General features: G+C 75.5%; 19 protein-coding genes. 3 read left to right on the forward strand and 16 right to left on the reverse strand.

What is annotated here, in order from left to right:
- Positions 1 to 16: 16 nt before the first annotated feature.
- Both OG335_RS28815 and OG335_RS28820 read right to left on the reverse strand, forming a co-directional pair.
- On the reverse strand, positions 17 to 820 hold the full coding sequence (locus OG335_RS28815; protein ID WP_405014050.1) for a DUF2470 domain-containing protein: 804 nt from the start codon (positions 818 to 820) through the stop codon (positions 17 to 19).
- Positions 821 to 899: 79 nt separating this feature from the next.
- Complete coding sequence (locus OG335_RS28820; RefSeq protein WP_405014051.1) at positions 900 to 1,520, reverse strand: TetR/AcrR family transcriptional regulator; 621 nt, start codon at positions 1,518 to 1,520, stop codon at positions 900 to 902.
- Between the two features lie 130 nt (positions 1,521 to 1,650).
- Between OG335_RS28820 and OG335_RS28825 the strand changes: the two genes are divergently transcribed.
- From OG335_RS28825 to OG335_RS28835, 3 genes are read left to right on the forward strand one after another with little or no spacing between them, the layout of a single operon-like run.
- A complete protein-coding gene (locus OG335_RS28825; RefSeq protein ID WP_405014052.1) occupies positions 1,651 to 2,406 on the forward strand; it encodes an SDR family oxidoreductase in 756 nt (251 codons plus the stop codon).
- On the forward strand, positions 2,403 to 3,191 hold the full coding sequence (locus tag OG335_RS28830; RefSeq protein WP_405014053.1) for an SDR family oxidoreductase: 789 nt from the start codon (positions 2,403 to 2,405) through the stop codon (positions 3,189 to 3,191). The genes OG335_RS28825 and OG335_RS28830 overlap by 4 nt, the downstream gene beginning before the upstream one ends.
- Entirely contained in the window at positions 3,188 to 4,153 is a 966-nt protein-coding gene (locus OG335_RS28835) for an NADPH:quinone oxidoreductase family protein (RefSeq protein ID WP_405014054.1), read from the forward strand. Before OG335_RS28830 ends, OG335_RS28835 begins: the two co-directional genes overlap by 4 nt.
- 62 nt (positions 4,154 to 4,215) lie before the next feature.
- Here the strand turns inward: OG335_RS28835 and OG335_RS28840 are convergent, their stop codons facing one another.
- From OG335_RS28840 to OG335_RS28905, 14 genes are all read right to left on the reverse strand, one after another.
- Entirely contained in the window at positions 4,216 to 4,590 is a 375-nt protein-coding gene (locus OG335_RS28840) for a VOC family protein (protein ID WP_405014055.1), read from the reverse strand.
- Between the two features lie 194 nt (positions 4,591 to 4,784).
- The gene (locus OG335_RS28845; protein WP_405014056.1) at positions 4,785 to 5,906 is read right to left on the reverse strand and encodes an acyl-CoA dehydrogenase family protein; all 1,122 of its coding nucleotides are present in this window, start codon (positions 5,904 to 5,906) and stop codon (positions 4,785 to 4,787) included.
- Positions 5,903 to 7,078 (reverse strand): acyl-CoA dehydrogenase family protein, encoded by a 1,176-nt coding sequence (locus OG335_RS28850; RefSeq protein WP_405014057.1) that lies wholly within the window; start codon positions 7,076 to 7,078, stop codon positions 5,903 to 5,905. Before OG335_RS28850 ends, OG335_RS28845 begins: the two co-directional genes overlap by 4 nt.
- A 1-nt stretch (position 7,079) precedes the next feature.
- The gene (locus OG335_RS28855; protein ID WP_405014058.1) at positions 7,080 to 8,303 is read right to left on the reverse strand and encodes an acyl-CoA dehydrogenase family protein; all 1,224 of its coding nucleotides are present in this window, start codon (positions 8,301 to 8,303) and stop codon (positions 7,080 to 7,082) included.
- A gap of 3 nt (positions 8,304 to 8,306) precedes the next feature.
- A complete protein-coding gene (locus tag OG335_RS28860; RefSeq protein WP_405014059.1) occupies positions 8,307 to 9,335 on the reverse strand; it encodes a phosphotransferase family protein in 1,029 nt (342 codons plus the stop codon).
- A gap of 130 nt (positions 9,336 to 9,465) precedes the next feature.
- Positions 9,466 to 10,923 carry a catalase gene (locus OG335_RS28865; RefSeq protein WP_405014060.1) on the reverse strand — a complete coding sequence of 486 codons (1,458 nt, stop codon included), beginning with the start codon at positions 10,921 to 10,923 and terminating at the stop codon, positions 9,466 to 9,468.
- 312 nt (positions 10,924 to 11,235) lie between these two features.
- Positions 11,236 to 11,781, reverse strand: a complete 546-nt coding sequence (locus OG335_RS28870; protein WP_405014061.1) for a hypothetical protein — start codon at positions 11,779 to 11,781, stop codon at positions 11,236 to 11,238.
- Positions 11,782 to 12,000: 219 nt separating this feature from the next.
- The gene (locus tag OG335_RS28875) at positions 12,001 to 12,246 is read right to left on the reverse strand and encodes a hypothetical protein (protein ID WP_405014062.1); all 246 of its coding nucleotides are present in this window, start codon (positions 12,244 to 12,246) and stop codon (positions 12,001 to 12,003) included.
- A 70-nt stretch (positions 12,247 to 12,316) separates the two neighbouring features.
- Positions 12,317 to 12,955, reverse strand: coding sequence for a DJ-1/PfpI family protein (locus OG335_RS28880; RefSeq protein WP_405014063.1), 639 nt, complete (start codon positions 12,953 to 12,955; stop codon positions 12,317 to 12,319).
- A gap of 12 nt (positions 12,956 to 12,967) precedes the next feature.
- A complete protein-coding gene (locus OG335_RS28885) occupies positions 12,968 to 13,990 on the reverse strand; it encodes a GlxA family transcriptional regulator (protein ID WP_405014064.1) in 1,023 nt (340 codons plus the stop codon).
- 93 nt (positions 13,991 to 14,083) lie between these two features.
- The gene (locus tag OG335_RS28890) at positions 14,084 to 14,662 is read right to left on the reverse strand and encodes a hypothetical protein (protein ID WP_405014065.1); all 579 of its coding nucleotides are present in this window, start codon (positions 14,660 to 14,662) and stop codon (positions 14,084 to 14,086) included.
- Positions 14,663 to 14,805: 143 nt separating this feature from the next.
- Complete coding sequence (locus OG335_RS28895; protein ID WP_405014066.1) at positions 14,806 to 16,179, reverse strand: family 16 glycosylhydrolase; 1,374 nt, start codon at positions 16,177 to 16,179, stop codon at positions 14,806 to 14,808.
- Between the two features lie 448 nt (positions 16,180 to 16,627).
- Positions 16,628 to 17,653 carry an NAD(P)/FAD-dependent oxidoreductase gene (locus OG335_RS28900; RefSeq protein WP_405014067.1) on the reverse strand — a complete coding sequence of 342 codons (1,026 nt, stop codon included), beginning with the start codon at positions 17,651 to 17,653 and terminating at the stop codon, positions 16,628 to 16,630.
- Positions 17,650 to 18,174 (reverse strand): isoprenylcysteine carboxyl methyltransferase family protein, encoded by a 525-nt coding sequence (locus tag OG335_RS28905; RefSeq protein ID WP_405014068.1) that lies wholly within the window; start codon positions 18,172 to 18,174, stop codon positions 17,650 to 17,652. The genes OG335_RS28900 and OG335_RS28905 overlap by 4 nt, the downstream gene beginning before the upstream one ends.
- Positions 18,175 to 18,178: the final 4 nt, after the last annotated feature.

Genomic DNA, 18,178 nt, shown 5'->3' on the forward strand with positions numbered 1-18,178 from the left:
CCGCGTCCTCCGGGCGTCAGCCGGTGTGGACGTGGGCGAACAGCCGGTGCATGGCGTCCGGCAGCTCCTCGGGGGAGCGCAGCGGCCGGCGGAAGTCGAAGCGGGCGTCGACGACCTGCCCGGTCGGGGCGATCAGCCGCACCCGCAGGCCGAACCTGTCCAGGGCCACCGGCCGCACCGTGTGCGGAGCCGGCAGGCCGCGGCCCGCGGCGGCGCCCCGGGCGAGCTGCCGCACCTGGTCGGCGTGGGCGGTGTCGAGGTGCTGCAGCAGGCCGGCCTCCTCGCGGACGACCGGGTCCGGTGCGGCCGCCGCGAAGGCGGCCGGCTCGACGCAGCACACGGAGCCCCACAGGTCCTCGACGGCCAGGTGCTCGGGCTGCAGGCGGAGCAGCACGCGCCCGGCGGCGGCGCGGTGCGGGAAGAGCGCCGCGATCCGGTCCGCGGTGGCCTGGCCGAGCACGGTGAGCGGGCCCTGCACGGAGGCGCGGCCGCGGATGCGGTGCGGCATCGCGACCGGGGCGACGTCCACCGCGTCGAGCTCGCCGGTGAGGCGGTCGCCGCGGGAGAGGACGGCGATGCGGTGCAGCGGGGAGGTCTCCTCCACCAGCACGGCGACGGCGCCGTCGGGCAGCACGGCACAGTCGACCAGGGGTGGCAGGCCGGGCCGGTCCGCGAGGTCGATCCCGGGCACGTCCAGGACCACGGAGGAGGCGAACTCCACCAGCGTGCGCAGCCGTTCGGCGGCGGTGGGCGTGCCGTCGGTGGTCCGTGCGGTGCTGAGCCCGGTGGTGCGGGCAGGCCGGTTGCCGGTGTCGGACATGCATCCTCCCTCATTTGGTTAGGTGAGCCTAACCTAATGAGTGGTGAGCGGGAACCCCGGCGCCTCCCCGCGCGCCCCGTCAGGCCGCCTGGGCCGGGGCGCCCAGCATGCGCAGCACCAGCACGCCGTAGCGGCGCCCCAGCTCCTCCGGCGACTCGGTGGAGCGGTCGGTGTACCAGCGGGCGACGTCGATGCCGAGCGAGGTCACGGCGCGGGCCGCGGTGCGGGCGTCGGGCACCTCGAAGACACCGGCGGCGACGCCCTGCTCGATGATCCGGCGCACGGTGTCCTCGATGCGGATGCGCAGCGCGGCGACCTCGGCGAAGGCGTCCTCGGGCAGCGCGTGCAGCTCGTTGTTGACGATCCTGCCGACCGTGTGGCCGCGGGCGTGCCAGACGGTGAAGTCCTCCGCGAGGCGCCGCATCTGGGCGACCGGGTCGGCGCTGCTCGCCTCGGCCTTCTCGACCAGGTCGAGGGTGGACCGGTGCCCGGTGCGGCTGATCTCGGAGAGCAGCGCGGCCTTCGACGGATAGTGGATGTAGAGCGCCGCGGGGCTCATGCCGGCGGCGGTGGCGATGTCACGGGTGGTGGTGGCGTGGTATCCCCGGCGGGCGAAGGACTCCACGGCGGCGAGCAGCAGCCGCCGGGGGGCCTCGGTGCGGTCCCCGGGCCACAAGCCGGCGGTTGCCTGATCGGTCATGGCGTCAATCCTCGCAGATGGATCAAGGCCGGCGGCTGCCCGGCTGTTGACAGTGTGGCCCGCCGTCACCATGCTAAGCAAGCGCTTAGTCACCACCCTGTCGAATCACGTGCGGCGAAAGGTTCAGTCGATGACACCCTCGTTCAAGGGCCAGGTGGCCCTGGTCACCGGAGCCAGCCGGGGCATCGGCCTCGGCATCGCCCGCGAGCTCGTCCAGCGCGGCGCGAAGGTCTGCATCACCGCCCGCAACCCCGAGCCGCTGGCCGACGCCGTACGCGACCTCGGCGGCCCCGACCACGCGATAGCCGTCGCCGGCAAGGCGGACGACCCGGCGCACCAGCAGGACGCCGTCGACCGCACCGTCGAGGCGTTCGGCCGGCTCGACCTGCTGGTCAACAACACCGGCATCAACCCCGCCTACGGCCCGGTGCTCGACACCGACCCCGGGCTGGCCGCCAAGATCCTCGCCGTCAACGTGCTCGCGCCGCTCGCCTGGACCCGCCGCGCCCACGCCGCGTGGATGGGCGAGCACGGCGGCGCGGTCGTCAACGTCGCCTCCATCGCCGGCATCCGCACCTCCGCCGGCATCGGCATGTACGGCGTCAGCAAGGCCGCGATCATCCGCCTGACCATGGAGCTCGCCGCCGAACTCGGCCCCGGCATCCGGGTCAACGCGGTCGCCCCGGCCGTCGTCAAGACGAAGTTCGCCGAGGCGCTCTTCGAGGGCCGCGAGGAGGAGGTCGTCCGCGCCTACCCGCTCGCCCGGCTCGGCCTGCCCGAGGACGTCGCGGGCGCCGTCGCCTTCCTCCTCTCCCCGGACGCCGCCTGGATCACCGGCCAGACCCTCGTCATCGACGGCGGCGTCACCCTCGGCGGCGGACTGTGACGGCCCTCGCCGACCGCGGCGTCGTCGTCACCGGCGCCGGGCAGGGCATCGGCGCGGCCCTCGCCACCGCCTTCGCCGCCGAGGGCGCCCGGGTCGTCGTCAACGACCTCGACGCCGACGCCGCCCGGCGGACGGCCGCCCGGATCGGCGGCATCGCCGCCCCCGGCGACGCCGCCTCCGCCGAAGGCGTCGCCGCGCTCGTCGACACCGCCCGGGCCGCCCTCGGCGCCGTCGACGTCTACTGCGCCAACGCCGGCATCGCCACCAGCGGCGGCGCCGACGCCGGGCCCGAGGCCTGGTCCCGGGCCTGGGACGTCAACGTCATGTCGCACGTCCGCGCCGCCGAACTCCTCCTGCCCGACTGGCTGGAACGCGGCGAGGGCCGCTTCGTGGCCACCGCCTCCGCCGCCGGCCTGCTCACCATGCTCGGCTCCGCCCCGTACGCCGTCACCAAGCACGGCGCGGTGGCCTTCGCCGAGTGGCTCTCCGCCACCTACCGGCACCGCGGGATCCGGGTGCACGCGCTCTGCCCGCAGGGCGTCAACACCGCCATGCTGCGGCACACCGGCGCGGCCGGCGACGTCCTGCTGCGCCCCGACGCCATCGAACCCGAGGACGTCGCGGCGGCCGTCGTCCGGGCCATCGCGGAGGAACGGTTCCTGATCCTCCCGCACCCGCAGGTCGCCGACTACTACGCGGCCCGCGCCACCACCCCGGACCGCTGGATCAAGGGCATGAACCACCTCCAGCAGGCCATCGAACGCAGCGAAGGAGCCCCCGCATGAAGGCCTGGCAGGTCGCCGGACTCGGCGAGCCCACCGCCGTGATGGTGCGGACCGAGACCGCGCGGCCCGAGCCGGCCGCCGGTCAGCTGCTCGTCCGCGTACGGGCCGCGAACGTCAACTTCCCCGACGCGCTGATGTGCCGCGGCCACTACCAGGTGCGCCCGCCACTGCCCTTCACCCCGGGCGTCGAGCTGTGCGGCGAGGTCGTCGGCGGCGACCGGGCCGGCGAACGCGTCGTCGGCACGGCCGTGCTGCCCTCCGGCGCCTTCGCCGAGTACGCGCTGATGGACGCGGCCGCCGCCTTCGCCGCCCCGCCCGCCCTGGACGACGCCGAGGCCGCCGCCCTGCACATCGGCTACCAGACCGCGTGGTTCGGCCTGCACCGCCGCGCCCGGCTGCAGGCCGGCGAGACCCTCCTCGTGCACGCCGCGGCCGGCGGGGTCGGCAGCGCCACCGTGCAGCTCGGCAAGGCGGCCGGCGCCACCGTGATCGCCGTGGTCGGCGGCCCGGAGAAGGCCGCGGCCGCCGCCGCGCTCGGCGCCGACCTGGTCGTCGACCGGCGCACCGAGGACTTCGTCGCCGCGGTCAAGCAGGCCACCGGCGGCCGCGGCGCCGACGTGGTCTTCGACCCGGTCGGCGGCGACGCCTACACCGGCTCCGCCAAGTGCGTCGCCTTCGAGGGCCGCATCCTCGTCGTCGGCTTCGCCGGCGGCACCATCCCGGCGCCCGCGCTCAACCACGCCCTGGTGAAGAACTACGCGATCCTCGGCCTGCACTGGGGCCTGTACAACACGCAGGACCCGCAGGCCGTCCGCGACTGCCACACCGAGCTGACCGCGCTCGCCGCGAAGGGCGTCGTCAGGCCGCTGATCGGCGAGCGGCTGCCGTTCGACCGGGCCGCGGAGGGCGTCCAGCGCGTCGCCGACGGCACCTCGATCGGCCGCCTCACCGTGCACCCCTGACGGACCGCCGGAGCCCCCGCCCGCCGACGGGCGGGGGCTCCGGCACGTCCGGTCCGGCGGGCTCAGCCCGCGCGCTCCGCCGCACTGCGCTCCACGCAGAACTCGTTGCCCTCCGGGTCGGCGAGGACGGCCCAGCCCGTGCCGTCCGGGTTGCGCCGGTCGTCGACCAGCACGGCGCCCAGGCCGAGCAGGCGCTCCACCTCCTCGTCGCGGGTCCGGTCCTGCGGCTGGACGTCCAGGTGCACACGGTTCTTGACGGTCTTCGCGTCCGGCACCGCGACGAACAGCAGCCCGGAGACCCCTGTGGCGATCAGCGCCATGGGGTCACCGGGCCTGTCGTCGTCGTCCAGCGGACGGTCCAGCACCTGCGACCAGAAGCGGCCGAGTTCGTAGGGGTCGGCGCAGTCGATCGTCACATGGCGGATCACGGAGGTCATGCGGCGGATTCTCGCCGATCGACACGACCACGACAACGAGGAGTCCGCGCGGGGCGCGTTCGTCCTGCCGCCCGGTCGGGGGCCGCCCGCGTCGCAGCCGGCGGGCCGCGCCCCGCCGCCGGTGACGGCACCCCGGGGCGACGGCGCCGTGCCGCGCCACCGGGTCGGTGGCGCGGCACGGCGTGCGGCCGCTCTCAGCCCGCCGCGGGCGCCGGGAGGTCCACCAGCGCGGCCAGCGCCGCGCGGTGCCGGCCCGGGGTGCCCAGGGCGATCTGGTCGGCCTTGGCGCGCTTCAGGTAGAGGTGCGCCGGGTGCTCCCACGTCATGCCGATGCCGCCGTGCAGCTGCACGCACTCCTCGGCGGCGCGGACGGCCAGCGCCCCGCAGTGCGCCTGCGCGACGGCCACGGCGACGGCCGCGTCCGCGTCGCCGCGGGCCAGCGTGTCGGCCGCGTACCGGGCGGCCGCGCGGGCACCGACGGTGTCCAGCCACAGGTCGGCCAGCCGGTGCTTGAGCGCCTGGAAGGACCCCAGCGGCCGGGCGAACTGCGTCCGGTCCCCGAGGTACGCCACGGTCGTCGCCAGGCACCACTCGGCGATGCCGAGCTGCTCCGAGGCGAGCAGGCCGGCCCCGGTCAGCAGGGCCTGCCGGACGGCCTCCTCGGCGGCCGGACCGGTGGTGAGCCGCCGCCCGGGCACCCCGGTCAGCGTCACGTCGGCGAGCGGCCGGGTGAGGTCCAGCGAGGTCCGCCGGGCGACGGAGAGCCCGGCCGCGGCCGCCTCCACCGCGTACAGCGCGGCGCCGTCCGGGCCGGTCGCGGGCACCAGCAGCACGTCGGCGGTGAGTGCGTCGGCGACCGAGGTGATCCGGCCGCCGAGCGTGCCCGCGCCGTCGACGCGGACGGTCGCCGGGAACGGGTCGCCGGGTGCGGCCGACAGCGGAACCGCGAGGGTGGCCGTCCGGCCGCCGTCGGCCAGCGCCGCCGTCAACTCGTCGGCACCGCAGGTCAGCAGGGCGGTGGTGGCGAGCACCGCGCTGCCGAGGAAGGGCACCGGGGCGGCACTGCGGCCGAGCTCCTCCAGCACCACGGCGGTCTCGCGGAGCGAGGCGCCGGCGCCGCCCTGCGCCTCGGGCACCTGGAGGCCGGCCGCGCCGAGGTCGGCGGCGAGCTTGCGCCACAGCGCCGGGTCGTAGGGCGCCGGGCCCTCGCAGCGGCCGAGGATCGCGTCGGGCGGGCAGTGGTCGGCGAGCAGCGCCCTCACGCTGGCCCGGAGTTCGTCCTCGACCTCGGAGTACAGCAGGTCCGTTGCGGTCATCGCGGCAGCTCCTTCCAGGGCACGTTCTTGTCGGTGCGCGGCTCGCCGGGCAGGCCGAGCACGCGCTCGGCGATGATGTTCCGCAGGATCTCCGAGGTGCCGCCCTCGATGGAGTTGCCCTTGGCCCGCAGGTAGCGGTACCCGGCGTCGCGGCCGGTGAAGTCGACGTGGTCGGGCCGCACCATCGTCCAGTCGTCGTACGCGAGGCCGTCCTCGCCGAGGAGTTCGACCTCCAGGCCGCTCAACTCCTGAGCGAGGCGGGCGAACGCGAGTTTCATCGCGGCGCCCTCCGGGCCGGGCTGGCCCGAGGTGAGCTGCTGGCGCAGGCGTTCGCCGGTCAGCCGGGCGACCTCGCTGTCGACCCAGCCCTTGAGGAGGCGCTGGTGGAGGTCGGCGGTGCGCCGTTCGGGGCGGTCGCGCCAGGTGTCGGCGACGACGCCGATCATGCCGGCCTCGCGTGGCGCGGCCTGGCCGCCGATGGCGACGCGCTCGTTGTTGAGGGTGGTCTGGGCGACCTGCCAGCCCTCGCCGACGGCACCGAGGCGGTGCGCGTCGGGGATCCGCACACCGGTCAGGAAGACCTCGTTGAACTCGGCCTCGCCGGTGATCTGTCGCAGCGGGCGGACGTCGACACCGGGGTCGGTCATGTCGCAGACGAAGTACGTGATGCCGCGGTGCTTGGGCACGTCGGGGTCGGTGCGGGCGATGAGGATCGCCCAGCGGGCGGTGTGCGCGCTGGAGGTCCACACCTTCTGGCCGTCGACCGTCCAGGTGTCGCCGTCGAGGACGGCGCGGGTGCCGAGCGCGGCGAGGTCGGAGCCGGCGCCGGGCTCGGAGAAGAGCTGGCACCACACCTCCTCGCCGGTCCACAGCGGCCGCAGGAAGCGCCGCTTCTGCTCGTCGGTGCCGTACGCGAGGACGGTCGGCGCGGCCATGCCGAGGCCGATGCCGATGCGGCGGGGCTCGTTGTCGGGTGCGCCGGCGGCGGCGAGTGCGGCGTCGACGCCGGCCTGGAGGGCGCGCGGGAGGCCGAGGCCGCCGAGGCCCTCGGGGAAGTGCACCCAGGCGAGGCCGGCGTCGAAGCGGGCCCGCAGGAAGTCGGTGCGGTCGGTGGTGGCGGGGTCGTGGGCGGCGAGCAGGGCCGCGACCCGGGCCGGCAGGTCGGTCTCCATGTCAGTCGCCCTTCGGCTGGTAGCGCTTGAGTTCGCGGTGGGCGAGGGACCGGCGGTGCACCTCGTCCGGCCCGTCGGCGAGGCGCAGCGTGCGGTTGCCGGCCCACGCGTGGGCGAGCGGGGTGTCCTGGCTGACACCGGCGGCGCCGTGCGCCTGCACGGCCTTGTCGAGGATCCACTCGACGGTCTGCGGCACCACGATCTTGATGGCCTGGATCTCGGTGTGGGCGCCGCGGTTGCCGACGGTGTCCATCAGCCAGGCGGTCTTGAGGACGAGCAGGCGGGCCTGCTCGATCCGCACCCTGGACTCGGCGATCCAGTCCTGCACGACGCCCTGCTCGGAGAGCGGCCGGCCGAACGCGACCCGGTCGGTGACGCGGCGGCACATCAGCTCCAGCGCCCGCTCGGCGATGCCGATCGCCCGCATGCAGTGGTGGATGCGGCCGGGGCCGAGCCGGGCCTGGGCGATCGCGAAGCCGGACCCCTCCTCGCCGACGAGGTTCGTGGCGGGCACCCGGACGTTCTCGAACACCACCTCGGCGTGGCCGCCGTGGTCCTGGTCGTCGAAGCCGAAGACCTTCATGCCGCGCTGCACGGTGACGCCCGGGGTGTCGCGCGGCACCAGGATCATCGACTGCTGCCGGTGCTTGGGCGCCTCCGGGTCGCTCTTGCCCATGACGATGAAGATCCGGCAGTTCGGGTTCATCGCGCCGGTGATGTACCACTTGCGGCCGTTGACGACGTACTCGTCGCCGTCGCGGACGATGCGGGTGGTGATGTTGGACGCGTCGGAGGAGGCGACGTCCGGCTCGGTCATGGCGAACGCGGAGCGGATCTCGCCGGTGAGCAGCGGCTCCAGCCACTGCTTGCGCTGCGCCTCGTCGCCGAACTGCTCGAGCACCTCCATGTTGCCGGTGTCCGGGGCGGCGCAGTTGAGCGCGGCCGGGGCGAGCAGCGAGGAGCGGCCGGTGATCTCGGCGAGCGGCGCGTACTGGAGGTTGGTGAGGCCTGCGCCCGCCTCGCCGGGCAGGAAGAGGTTCCAGAGTCCGCGTTCCCTGGCGGCGGCCTGGAGTTCGGCGATGACCGGGGGCACGGTCCAGGGGGTGCGGTCGGGGTCGGCGAGCTGGGCGGCGAGCACCGCCTCGGCCGGGTACACGTGCTCGTCCATGAAGTCGAGGAGTCGGGAGCGGAGTTCCTCGGTGCGGGTGTCGAAGGCGAAGTCCACGGGTCAGCGCTCCTTGAGGGCGTCGAGGCCGAACTGTACGAAGAGCGGGACGAGTTCGCCGACCCGGTCGAAGCCGGCGCCGACGGTGCCGCCCTGGTTCCAGCGGTAGTGGATGCCCTCCAGCACGACGGCGAGCTTGAAGGAGGCGAAGCCGACGTACCAGCCGAGCGCGGAGACGTCCCGGCCGGAGCCGTCGGCGTAGCGTGCGACGAGTTCCGCGGTCGTGGGGAAGCCCTCGGCGAGGGCGGCGCCGGGCAGGGCGCCGTCGAAGCGGCGGGCGAGCCCGGTGTACATCACGAGCAGGCCGAGGTCGGTGATCGGGTCGCCGAGGGTGGACATCTCCCAGTCGAGGACGGCGGTGATCCGGTCGTCGGCGCCGACGAGCACGTTGTCGAGCCGGTAGTCGCCGTGCACGATCGCGGGTGCGGGTGATTCCGGCAGGGTGCGGGCGAGTTCGGCGTGGAGGTCGTCGACGCCGGCGACGTCGCGGCTGCGGGAGGCGTCGAGCTGCTTGCCCCAGCGGCGCAACTGGCGCTCCAGGAAGCCCTCGGGGCGGCCGAAGGCGCCGAGGCCGACGGCGTCGGGGTCGACGGCGTGCAGGTCGACGAGGGTGTCGACGAGCCGGAGCCCGAGGGCGCGCACCCGGTCGGTGCCGAGGGCGGCGAGGGCGGCGGCGTCCCGGTGCGGGGTGCCGGCGACGTACTCCATGAGGTAGAAGGGCGCGCCGACGACGGTGTCGTCGGCGACGAGGAGCAGCGGCCGGGGCACGGGCACCCGGGTGGGGTGGAGGGCGGCGAGCACGGTGTGCTCGCGGGTCATGTCGTGGGCGGTGGCGAGGACGTGGCCGAGCGGCGGCCGCCGCAGCACCCACCGGCCGGTGCCGTCCTCCAGGAGGTACGTCAGGTTGGACCTGCCGCCTTCGAAGAGCCGGGCGCGGAGCGGGCCGGTGACGAGGCCGGGCAGGTCGGCGTCGAGCCGTTCGCGCAGCCGTACGAGGTCGAGACCGGGTGGGGTGTCGGGGGTGTCGCTCATGGGCCTCGCCTCGGGTGGGGTTCGTGTCCTGGGTGTCGCGCACGGCTGACTAAGCGCTTGCTTAGCTTCGCTGCGCGGTGTCCCCGTTGTCAACGGCCGCCGCACCGGACGGGCACGCGCGGAGCGGGTGTCAGCCGCTCCCGACGGCGGCGGCGATCCGGTCGCCGAGGTCCTTGTCGATCCTGCGCCAGTACTCCAGCGCCCGCGCCAGCACCGGGGCCGACACGCCCTTGCCCAGGTGCCCGGCGGCGTTGCCGACGAGCCGCTCGCGCGCGGCGTCGTCCAGCACGTGGCGCACCATCGTGCCCGCCTGCCCCCAGTCGTCGTCCTCGCGGTGCGGCGGGTACGCCTCGCGGACCATCCGCCCGGCGACGTCCCAGCCGAGCGGCTCGCCCCAGAGCTCCGGGCGGGCGGCGGGCCCGCCGTAGGAGTTGGGTGCGTACGGCGCCCCGGTGCGGGCGGCGTCGAAGCGCATCGGCCCGTCCTTGGCGTAGGAGTGCACCGGCACGTGCGCCCGGTTGGGCGGCAGCTGCGCGTAGTTGGGGCCGATCCGGTACCGGTGGGTGTCCGGGTAGGAGAAGATCCGGCCGAGCAGCATCTTGTCCGGCGAGACGCCGATGCCGGGCACCAGGTTGGACGGCTCGAACGCCGCCTGCTCGATGTGCACGTGGTAGTCGTCGGGGTTGCGGTTGAGCGTCATCCGGCCGACCTCGATCAACGGGTAGTCGCCGTGCGGCCACACCTTGGTCAGGTCGAACGGGTTGAACCGGTAGCCCCACGCGTCGTCGAACGGCATGACCTGCACGTACAGCGTCCACGAGGGGTGCTCGCCGCGCTCGATCGACTCGTACAGGTCGCGCAGGTGCGCGTCGCCGTCCTCGCCGGCCGTCCGGTCGGCGTCCTCCTGGGTGAGGAACTCGATGCCCTGGTCGGTCTTGAAGTGGTACTTCACCCAGAACCGCTCGCCGTCCGCGTTGACCCAGCTGTACGTGTGCGAGCCGTAGCCGTTCATGTGGCGCCAGGACTTCGGGATCCCGCGGTCGCCCATCAGCCAGGTCACCATGTGGGCGGATTCCGGGGAGAGCGTCCAGAAGTCCCACTGCATGTCGTGGTCGCGCACGTGGGAGTCGGGGCGCCGCTTCTGCGAGCGGATGAAGTCCTGGAACTTGATCGGGTCACGGACGAAGAAGACCGGCGTGTTGTTGCCGACCAGGTCGTAGTTGCCCTGCTCGGTGTAGAACTTCAGCGCGAACCCGCGCGGGTCTCGCCAGGTGTCGGGGGAGCCGAGCTCGCCGGCGACGGTGGAGAAGCGGGCCAGCATCTCCGTCGTCTTCCCGGGCTGGAAGAGGTCGGCCCTCGTGTAACGGCTGACGTCCTGCGTCACCCGGAGGACGCCGTACGCTCCGCCGCCCTTCGCGTGCACCACCCGCTCGGGGACGCGTTCCCGGTTGAACTGGGCCATCTTCTCGATCAGGTAGTGGTCGTGCAGCAGGATCGGGCCGAGCGCGCCGGCGGTCAGGGAGTCCGAGTCGCTCTCGACCGGGACGCCGGCGTTGTTGGTGGTGGCGGGGACACGGGCTTCGGACATGGGGGGTGGGCCTCCTCGGGGTGCGGCCTGCCGGTGGCGGCGGCGCGGCACCGTCGGCCGGCCGCACTGCCACCGTCGTCGAGTCGACCACCGCCCCGGGCGGCCCACAACCGGAGGAGCCCGGCCGCCTCCACGTCCTCGACGTCCGTCGGGCCTTCCCGGCCGTGTATCGACATTCGCTCCGGCGCATGACGACGAGCGGGCCGCCGGAGATGTCCGGGCGGAACTGTTCGGATGCTTTCACGAGCCGGAATCCGTGCAGGCCGGCATTCAGTGGGGTTCGGGTGCCACCGATCCGCACCCCCGCTGTCCTCAGCCGCCGGTCACCCGGTCGCCCACGGCGTCCACCGGGAACCACTGCGCGAGCGCCAGCCCGCCCGCCTCGCCCGGCGCCGCGTCCTCGGCGAAGTAGTACAGCGGGTGGCCCTTGTAGAGCACCTGCGAGGTGCCGTCCGTCCGCTGCCCCACGCCCAGCAGGCCCTCGTCGACCCCGGCGCCGGCCGTCGGGAAGCCCGGCGTGGTCAGCGGCGGCCACATCGTCGCGCAGTCCTCGTAGCAGGTCGACCGGGTCGAGGTGTCGCCCTCGAAGAGGTACAGCGTGCGGCCCTGCGCGTCCACCAGGATCGGACCGAACCCCGCGCCCTCCGCGAGCGCGACCTGGACGCCCGGCACCTCCGGCGCCGGCTCCGACGCCTTCGACCCGGCCTCGGCCTCGGCGTCCGGGCTCGCCGTGCCGGACTCCTGCTGGGCCGGCCGGCCGGGCAGCGGCGAGATCCGCGGGTCGCCGGGCGCGCACGCGGCGCACACGGCGGCGAGCAGGAGGGCGGCGAGAGCGGCGGCCGCGCGGACCTTGGGCATCGGGACTCCTTCACCGGGCGGGTACGGTCCCCTCCACTACCGCCCGCCGCCGCCCGCCCGGCCACCCCAGGGGCCCGCCCGTCCGCAGATGGGGTGGCGCGATTGCCCTGGATGGCGCCACCGGCCCGGCCGCACGCCGCCATCCTGTCCGTCGCCGTGCCGGGACCTCCGCGCCGGGGGCCGCTGTGCCAGGGATCGCCGCTGCGCCGGGTGGGCGGGTCAGCCCGTGGACCACACCGTGCGGTCGCCGCCCCGCCAGCCGACGAGGTCGGGGTCGTCGAGGTCGGGCTCCACCACGCCGGCCCGCCGCAGGAACTCCGCCACGTCCTCCACGCCGTACGCGCGGCCGACGGGACGGCCGTAGATCTCCACCCGCCGGTACGGGTGCGCGCCACGGGTGGGCGGCCGCACCACGACGGGCGGGTGGAAGATGTCCCCGCCGTCGTGCTCCGCAGATGCTGCCATACCCCCAGTGTCGCCCCGCGGGCCGCCGGGCGGCGCGGAGGGCGGCCCGGGCGGCGGGCGCACGGCGCCGTCAGGTGCCCAGGATGCCCGCCCGGCCGGCCCGGAGCGCGGCGACCACCGCGGGCGGCGCGGTCCGCGGCGACCCCGCGTCGAACGGCGGCTGCGGGTCGTACTCCAGGCCGAGCTGGACGGCCTGCGCCACCTGCTCGCCCGCGATCCGGGCGGCCAGCCGGAGGCCGAGGTCGATGCCGGCGGAGACCCCGGCGGCCGTGGCGTAGCGGCCGTCGACCACCACCCGTTCGGTGACCGGCACGGCACCCAGGGCCGCGAGGGCGTCGACCGCCAGCCAGTGCGAGGTCGCCCGGCGCCCGGCGAGGAGGCCGGCGGCCGCCAGCAGCAGGGAGCCGGTGCACACCGAGGCCGTCCAGGTGGTGCCGGCGTCGACGGCGCGCAGCCAGGCCAGCAGCTCCTCGTCGGCCATCAGCGCCGGCTGGCCGGGCCCGCCCGGCACGACCAGCACGTCCGGCGCGGTCACCTCGTCCAGCGCGGCGTCCGCGACCAGGGAGAGGAAGCCCGTCTCCGTGCGCACCGGGCCGCGCCGGGCGGCCGTGAAGACCACGTCCGCCCCGGGCAGCCGGGACAGCACCTCGTACGGGCCGACGGCGTCGAGCGCGGTGAACCGGTCGTACAGCAGGACCGCGATCCGCATGCGGAACCCCTCTCAGTCGGTCCCCGGCGCGGTGCCGGGGACGGGTACGGGCACAGTGCCGGGTACGGGTACGGGCACGGTGGCGGGCCGCAGGCGGCGGCGGTACTCGGTCGGCGGGACACCGACGTCCCGCAGGAACGCGCGGCGCATCGGCTCCGGCGTGCCGTACCCGGCGGCCCGGGCGATCTGTTCGATGCCGTCCGCCGTCTCCTCCAGCAGCCGGCGCGCTGTCTCCAGCCGGATGCGGTCGACGTACCGGCCGGGGGTGACCCCCGTCTCGGCGGCGAACGCGCGGCCGAACTGGCGCGGCGAGAGGACGGCGCGGGCGGCCAGCGCGGGCACGGACAGGTCGGCCGCCGGATGCTCGGCGATCCAGCGCTGGAGCTCCCGCAGACCGTCCCGGACGGCCAGCTGCGCGGCCATCGGAACGCTGACCTGCGGCTGCCCGCCCGGGCGCCGCAGGAAGACCACGAGGTGGCGGGCGACGGTGAGGGCTGCCGCCCGGCCGAGGTCCTCCTCGACCAGGGCGAGCGCGAGGTCGATGCCCGCCGTCACCCCGGCCGAGGTGGCCACCCGGCCGTCGCGGACGAAGACCGGCTCCGGGTCGACCTCGACGCCCGGGTACCGGCGGGCCAGCGTGTCGCAGTACGCCCAGTGCGTCGTGGCGCGCCGCCCCGCCAGCAGACCGGCCTCGGCCAGCACGAACGCGCCGGTGCAGACCGAGACCACCCGCTCCGCTCCGGCCGCGAGGTCGGCGATCCGCCGCACCAGCGCGGGGTCGGGGCTGCGGGTGCCGTCGCCGCCGGGCACGACCAGGGTGTGCGGGGCGTGGGCCGTGCCGAGGTCGCCGTCGGGCAGCAGCACGAGGCCGGCGGAGCACCGCACGGGCGCCCCGCCCGGCGACGCCGTGCGCACCTCGTACGCGCCGGGGCGGCCGGCGGCGGCCCCGGCCCCGGCGAACACTTCGAGCGGTCCGGTGACGTCGAGGCTCTGCACCCCGTCGAACAGGGCGATCAGCACCCGGCGAGCGGTCATGCCGCCAGCCTCGCAGCGGCCCTCGGACGGCGGCAACGACGCCGTTCCCACCTTTCCCGCCACCCGGGCGGTGGGGCCGTCACCCGGGGCCGGTCAGTCCGGGCGGTCCTGGTCCGCGCCCGGCGGCGGGAAGAGCGGCGCCCGGCCGAGCGGCGGCGGCTCGCCGGGCAGGTCGGTGAGACGCCACTGGTAGCGCACCATGAGCTGCAGGATCCGCCGCACCCGGACGAGCAGCGCCGCGGCGAGCGGCAGCTCGATCAGCAGCGCGGCCGCGATGCTCCACCACACGTCGTCGGTGCCCCAGGACAGCATCACGTCGAACCACGCGTCGCAGACCAGCAGGACGGCCGCGACCAGGGCCCACGGCACCAGGAGCCGGCGCCGCCGCAGGCCGTACCAGGCGGTCGCCGCGAGTGCGGTCAGCAGGCCCAGGTCGAACCCCACCCAGGCCAGCCGCCACTGCTCCGACTCGTAGTGCACCGGCAGGGTCGCCGCGAGGTAGCCGATCCACGGGAGCAGGGCGAGGCAGCAGACCACCAGCACGCCGAGGCCGCGCCGGCGGCGGCGGTCGAGGGTCCGCAGCGACCCCTCGTCGAGGAGGGCGCGCCAGTCGGTGGAGCGCCGGCGCGCCGGCCGGCCGCAGTGCGGGCAGCGCGGTTCGGGGCGGGCCATGGCGTCCTCCTGGTGCGGTGCGTCTCCACCCGGCATTCTCGCTCCCCGCCGGGCGCGCCGCAGGGCCCGAACGCCGGGCGCCCGGCCCCGCCGGTGGGCGGGGCCGGGCGCCGGTGCGGGCCCTGCGGGTCGGGCCGGGTGGCTCAGTGCTGCCAGACCTTCACGTAGTCGACCTGCATGTCGGCGCCCGCGACCTCGCGGTCGCCGCCGTCGACGGCGTTGTTGAGGATCAGGTAGTGCGGCGAGGAGGTGATGCCGGTGGTGATCTGGCCCACCTTCTTGCCGTCGTAGTAGTAGGTCACCGAGCCCGGCGCCCACTCCGCGCCGTAGGTGTGCCAGCCGGTGTAGTCGCCGGCCGCGCACGAGCCGGGGCCGCCGGAGGGCGAGTGGTAGTGGTAGCAGGCCTGGCCGCCGAGGCCCTCCATGATGTCGTTCTCACCGTCGGCGGGCCAGCTCTGGCCGTCCGTCCAGAACGCCGGCCAGTTGGCGATCTTGGTGCCGGCGGCCGGCAGGTAGATCCGGGCCTCGTAGGCGCCGTACGTGAACTCCGCCTTGCCGTTGCTCTGCACCATGCCGGAGCGGTACGGGTAGGTCTTGCCGTTCACGGTGGTCGCCTGCTGGGAGGCGACCAGGTGCAGGCTGCCGCCGCCGACGGTGGCCTGCGAGGGCGCGTACGCGGCCAGCTCGGAGGTGTTCACCGGCGGGGTGGTGCAGGTCGCGCAGCCCAGCCAGTTGGACGTCCACTTGCCGGAGTCCACCGACGAGCCGTTGAAGTCGTCGGCGAAGACCTGGCGCCAGCTGCCCGAGATGCCGAGCGGGGCACCGGTGCCCGGCGCGGCGGTGGTCGGCGCGGCGGTCGCGGTCGGCGTCGCGGTCGGGGTGGCGGTGGGCTTCGGGGTCGCGCTCGCGGTCGCCGAGGCGGTGGCGGTCGGCGTGGCCGTGGCCGTGGCCGTGGGCTTCGGCGTGGCCGTCGCGGTCGGGCTCGGGGTGGCCGTCGCGGTGGGCTTCGGGGTCGCGGTCGGCGTCGGCGACGCGGAGGTCGCCGGGGCGGACGGCGTGGGGCTCGGCGTCACCGTGGTGCCGTTCGACGTGAACGCCTTCACCGGGGCGAGGTTGTGCCACACGTTGTTCGCCTTGTAGGCGACGAACGCGGTGTAGCTGCCGGCCGGGAACGTCCGGGCCTGCGGCGTGAAGGTCTGCTGCGCGGAGCCCAGCGTGGCGGGGACGGCGCCGGCGAAGTCGAAGTTGCCGCCGCTCGCGGAGCGCACCGCGACGGTCAGCGCCTGGACGGAGGTGCGGGAGGTCGCGTGGACCTTGGCGGTGGCCGTCACCGAGGTGCCGGCGGTCGGAGAGGCGGGGCTGAGGGTCAGCGCGTCGACGACGACACGCTCGGCCGGCTGGGACGGTGCGGCCCACGCCGCTGCGCCGGTGCCGACGACGACGGTGGCGATCGCCACGGCGGTGACGCGGTGTCCGGTGAGTCGCCTGGTACGGCGGTGCTTCGAGTTTCTGGGCATGCGGTGGATGAACCTTTCCTGCCCCCCTGACGGACAGGGCCCACCCTCCGGAACCGGAACGGGTGGACCGCACAGCGCCAGAGCCTGCGGGACGCCCCGGCCGCGGCGCAAGCCCGGTCCAGGGCCCGGTCACCGTCCGGATTGCGTGTACACGCTCGAAACCCCTGGTGGGGCGGCGTGGTGCGGCGCCCCGGCGGTGGCGGTGTGACGTCCCGCACAAGGGCGTTATGTCCGAAATGAGAGTGCTTGGTGGGTCATTGGGCGGTATGGAGTTCCGATTCGCCCGGATTTCCGACCGTCGCCGAGCCCTCCCGCGCCCCCTGTGCCGCCGGTGCGCTTCCGTGCCCCCGGGCCTGCGCCTGGTCCGGGAACCGTGCGGCGTCGTCCCCTGGAGTCGCGCCCGGGGGCGGTGCGGACCACCCGCCTTCCGGGCGACCAGACCGCCCGGTCACGCCAGCAGGTTGACCCCGGCACGGAACAGCAGCGGGAGCCGCGCGGCCGCCGGCACGATCCGGGACGCGAGCAGCGGCTGCCCGCGGGCCCACAGCAGCGAGCCCGTGAGCAGCCGGTACCGTCGCGAGGCCCGCCGCCACGCCCGCTCGTACGCCTCCGGGCGGCCGCTGCGCAGGCAGCGCACCAGCTCGTCCGCACAGGCCAGGGCCACCGCGAGGCCCTCGCCCGTCAGCGCGTCCAGGTATCCGGCCGCGTCGCCGACCAGCAGGGCGCGGCCCGCCACCCGGGCCCGCACGCCCTGGCGCAGCGGACCGGCACCGCGCACCGCCGTACCCGCACCCGTCGGCAGCCGGGCGGCCAGCAGCGGGAACCGGGCGAGCTGTTCGTCGAACGGCGCGCGGTCCGCGGTGAGCAGCGCCACGCCGACCAGGTCCGGGCCGACCGGTGTGACGTACGCCTCGGCCCGCGCCGACCAGTGCACCTCGACCGACCTGCTCCACGGCGCGACCGGGTAGTGGCGGCGCAGCCCGTAGCGGGCGGGGCGGCCCGGACGGTCGGGCCGGTGCAGGCCGAGCGCGCGGCGGGTGGGGGAGTGCAGGCCGTCCGCGACGGCCAGGTGGCGGGCCGTCACCCCGGCCGCCGTGACGGAGCGCGGGCCGTGCTCGACCCCGTCGACGCGCAACGGCAGTACGGTGACGCCGAGTTCGGCGGCGCGGGCGGCCAGTGCGGCGTGCAGCGCGGTGCGCCGCACCCCCAGGCCGTGGCCGTGCCGGAAGGCCGCCTCGGCGCTCGCGCCCCCGGCGGCGTCCAGGTAGCGGATGCCGTGCAGCGGCTGCCCGGGCGGCACCACCCCGAGCGCCGCCAGGTGCCGTACGGCGGACGGCATCAGGCCCTCCCCGCACGCCTTGTCGACCGGCCCGGGGCGCGGTTCGGCCACCACCACCTCCATCCCGGCGAGCGCGGCGTGCACCGCCGTCGCCAGGCCGGCCGGGCCGCCGCCGGCCACCAGCAGGTCGATCACCGGGCCGCCACCGGGGCGGCCCCGGCGAGCGCGCTCTCCTCGCAGCGGATGCGCACGCCGAGCAGGAACGCGTTGAGCAGGGTGAAGCCGAGTGCCGTCGCCCACGCCGAGTGCACCAGCGGCAGCGCCACGCCCTCCACCACGACCGCCACGTAGTTGGGGTGCCGCAGCCACCGGTAGGGCCCGCGCGCGACGAGCGGCGCCCCGGGCAGCACGATCACCCGGGTGTTCCAGCGCGGCCCCAGCGTGGCGATGCACCACCACCGCACGGCCTGCGCACCCAGCGCGAGCGCGAGCATCGGCCAGCCCAGGGCCGGCACGAACGGCCGGTCCGCGACGGCGGGTTCGAGCAGGCAGCCGAGCAGCAGCGCCGTGTGCAGCAGCACCATCGGCGGGTGGTGGCCGCGGCCGTGCTCGGTGCCGCCGAGGGCCAGGCACCAGGCGGTGTTCCGGCGCGCGACGACGAGCTCGGCGATCCGCTCGGCGCCGACCAGCAGGACGAGCAGGGTGTACCAGGTCATGGGC

Origin of the sequence: Kitasatospora sp. NBC_01539 (assembly GCF_045040525.1) — a bacterium.
Taxonomy (GTDB): domain Bacteria; phylum Actinomycetota; class Actinomycetes; order Streptomycetales; family Streptomycetaceae; genus Kitasatospora.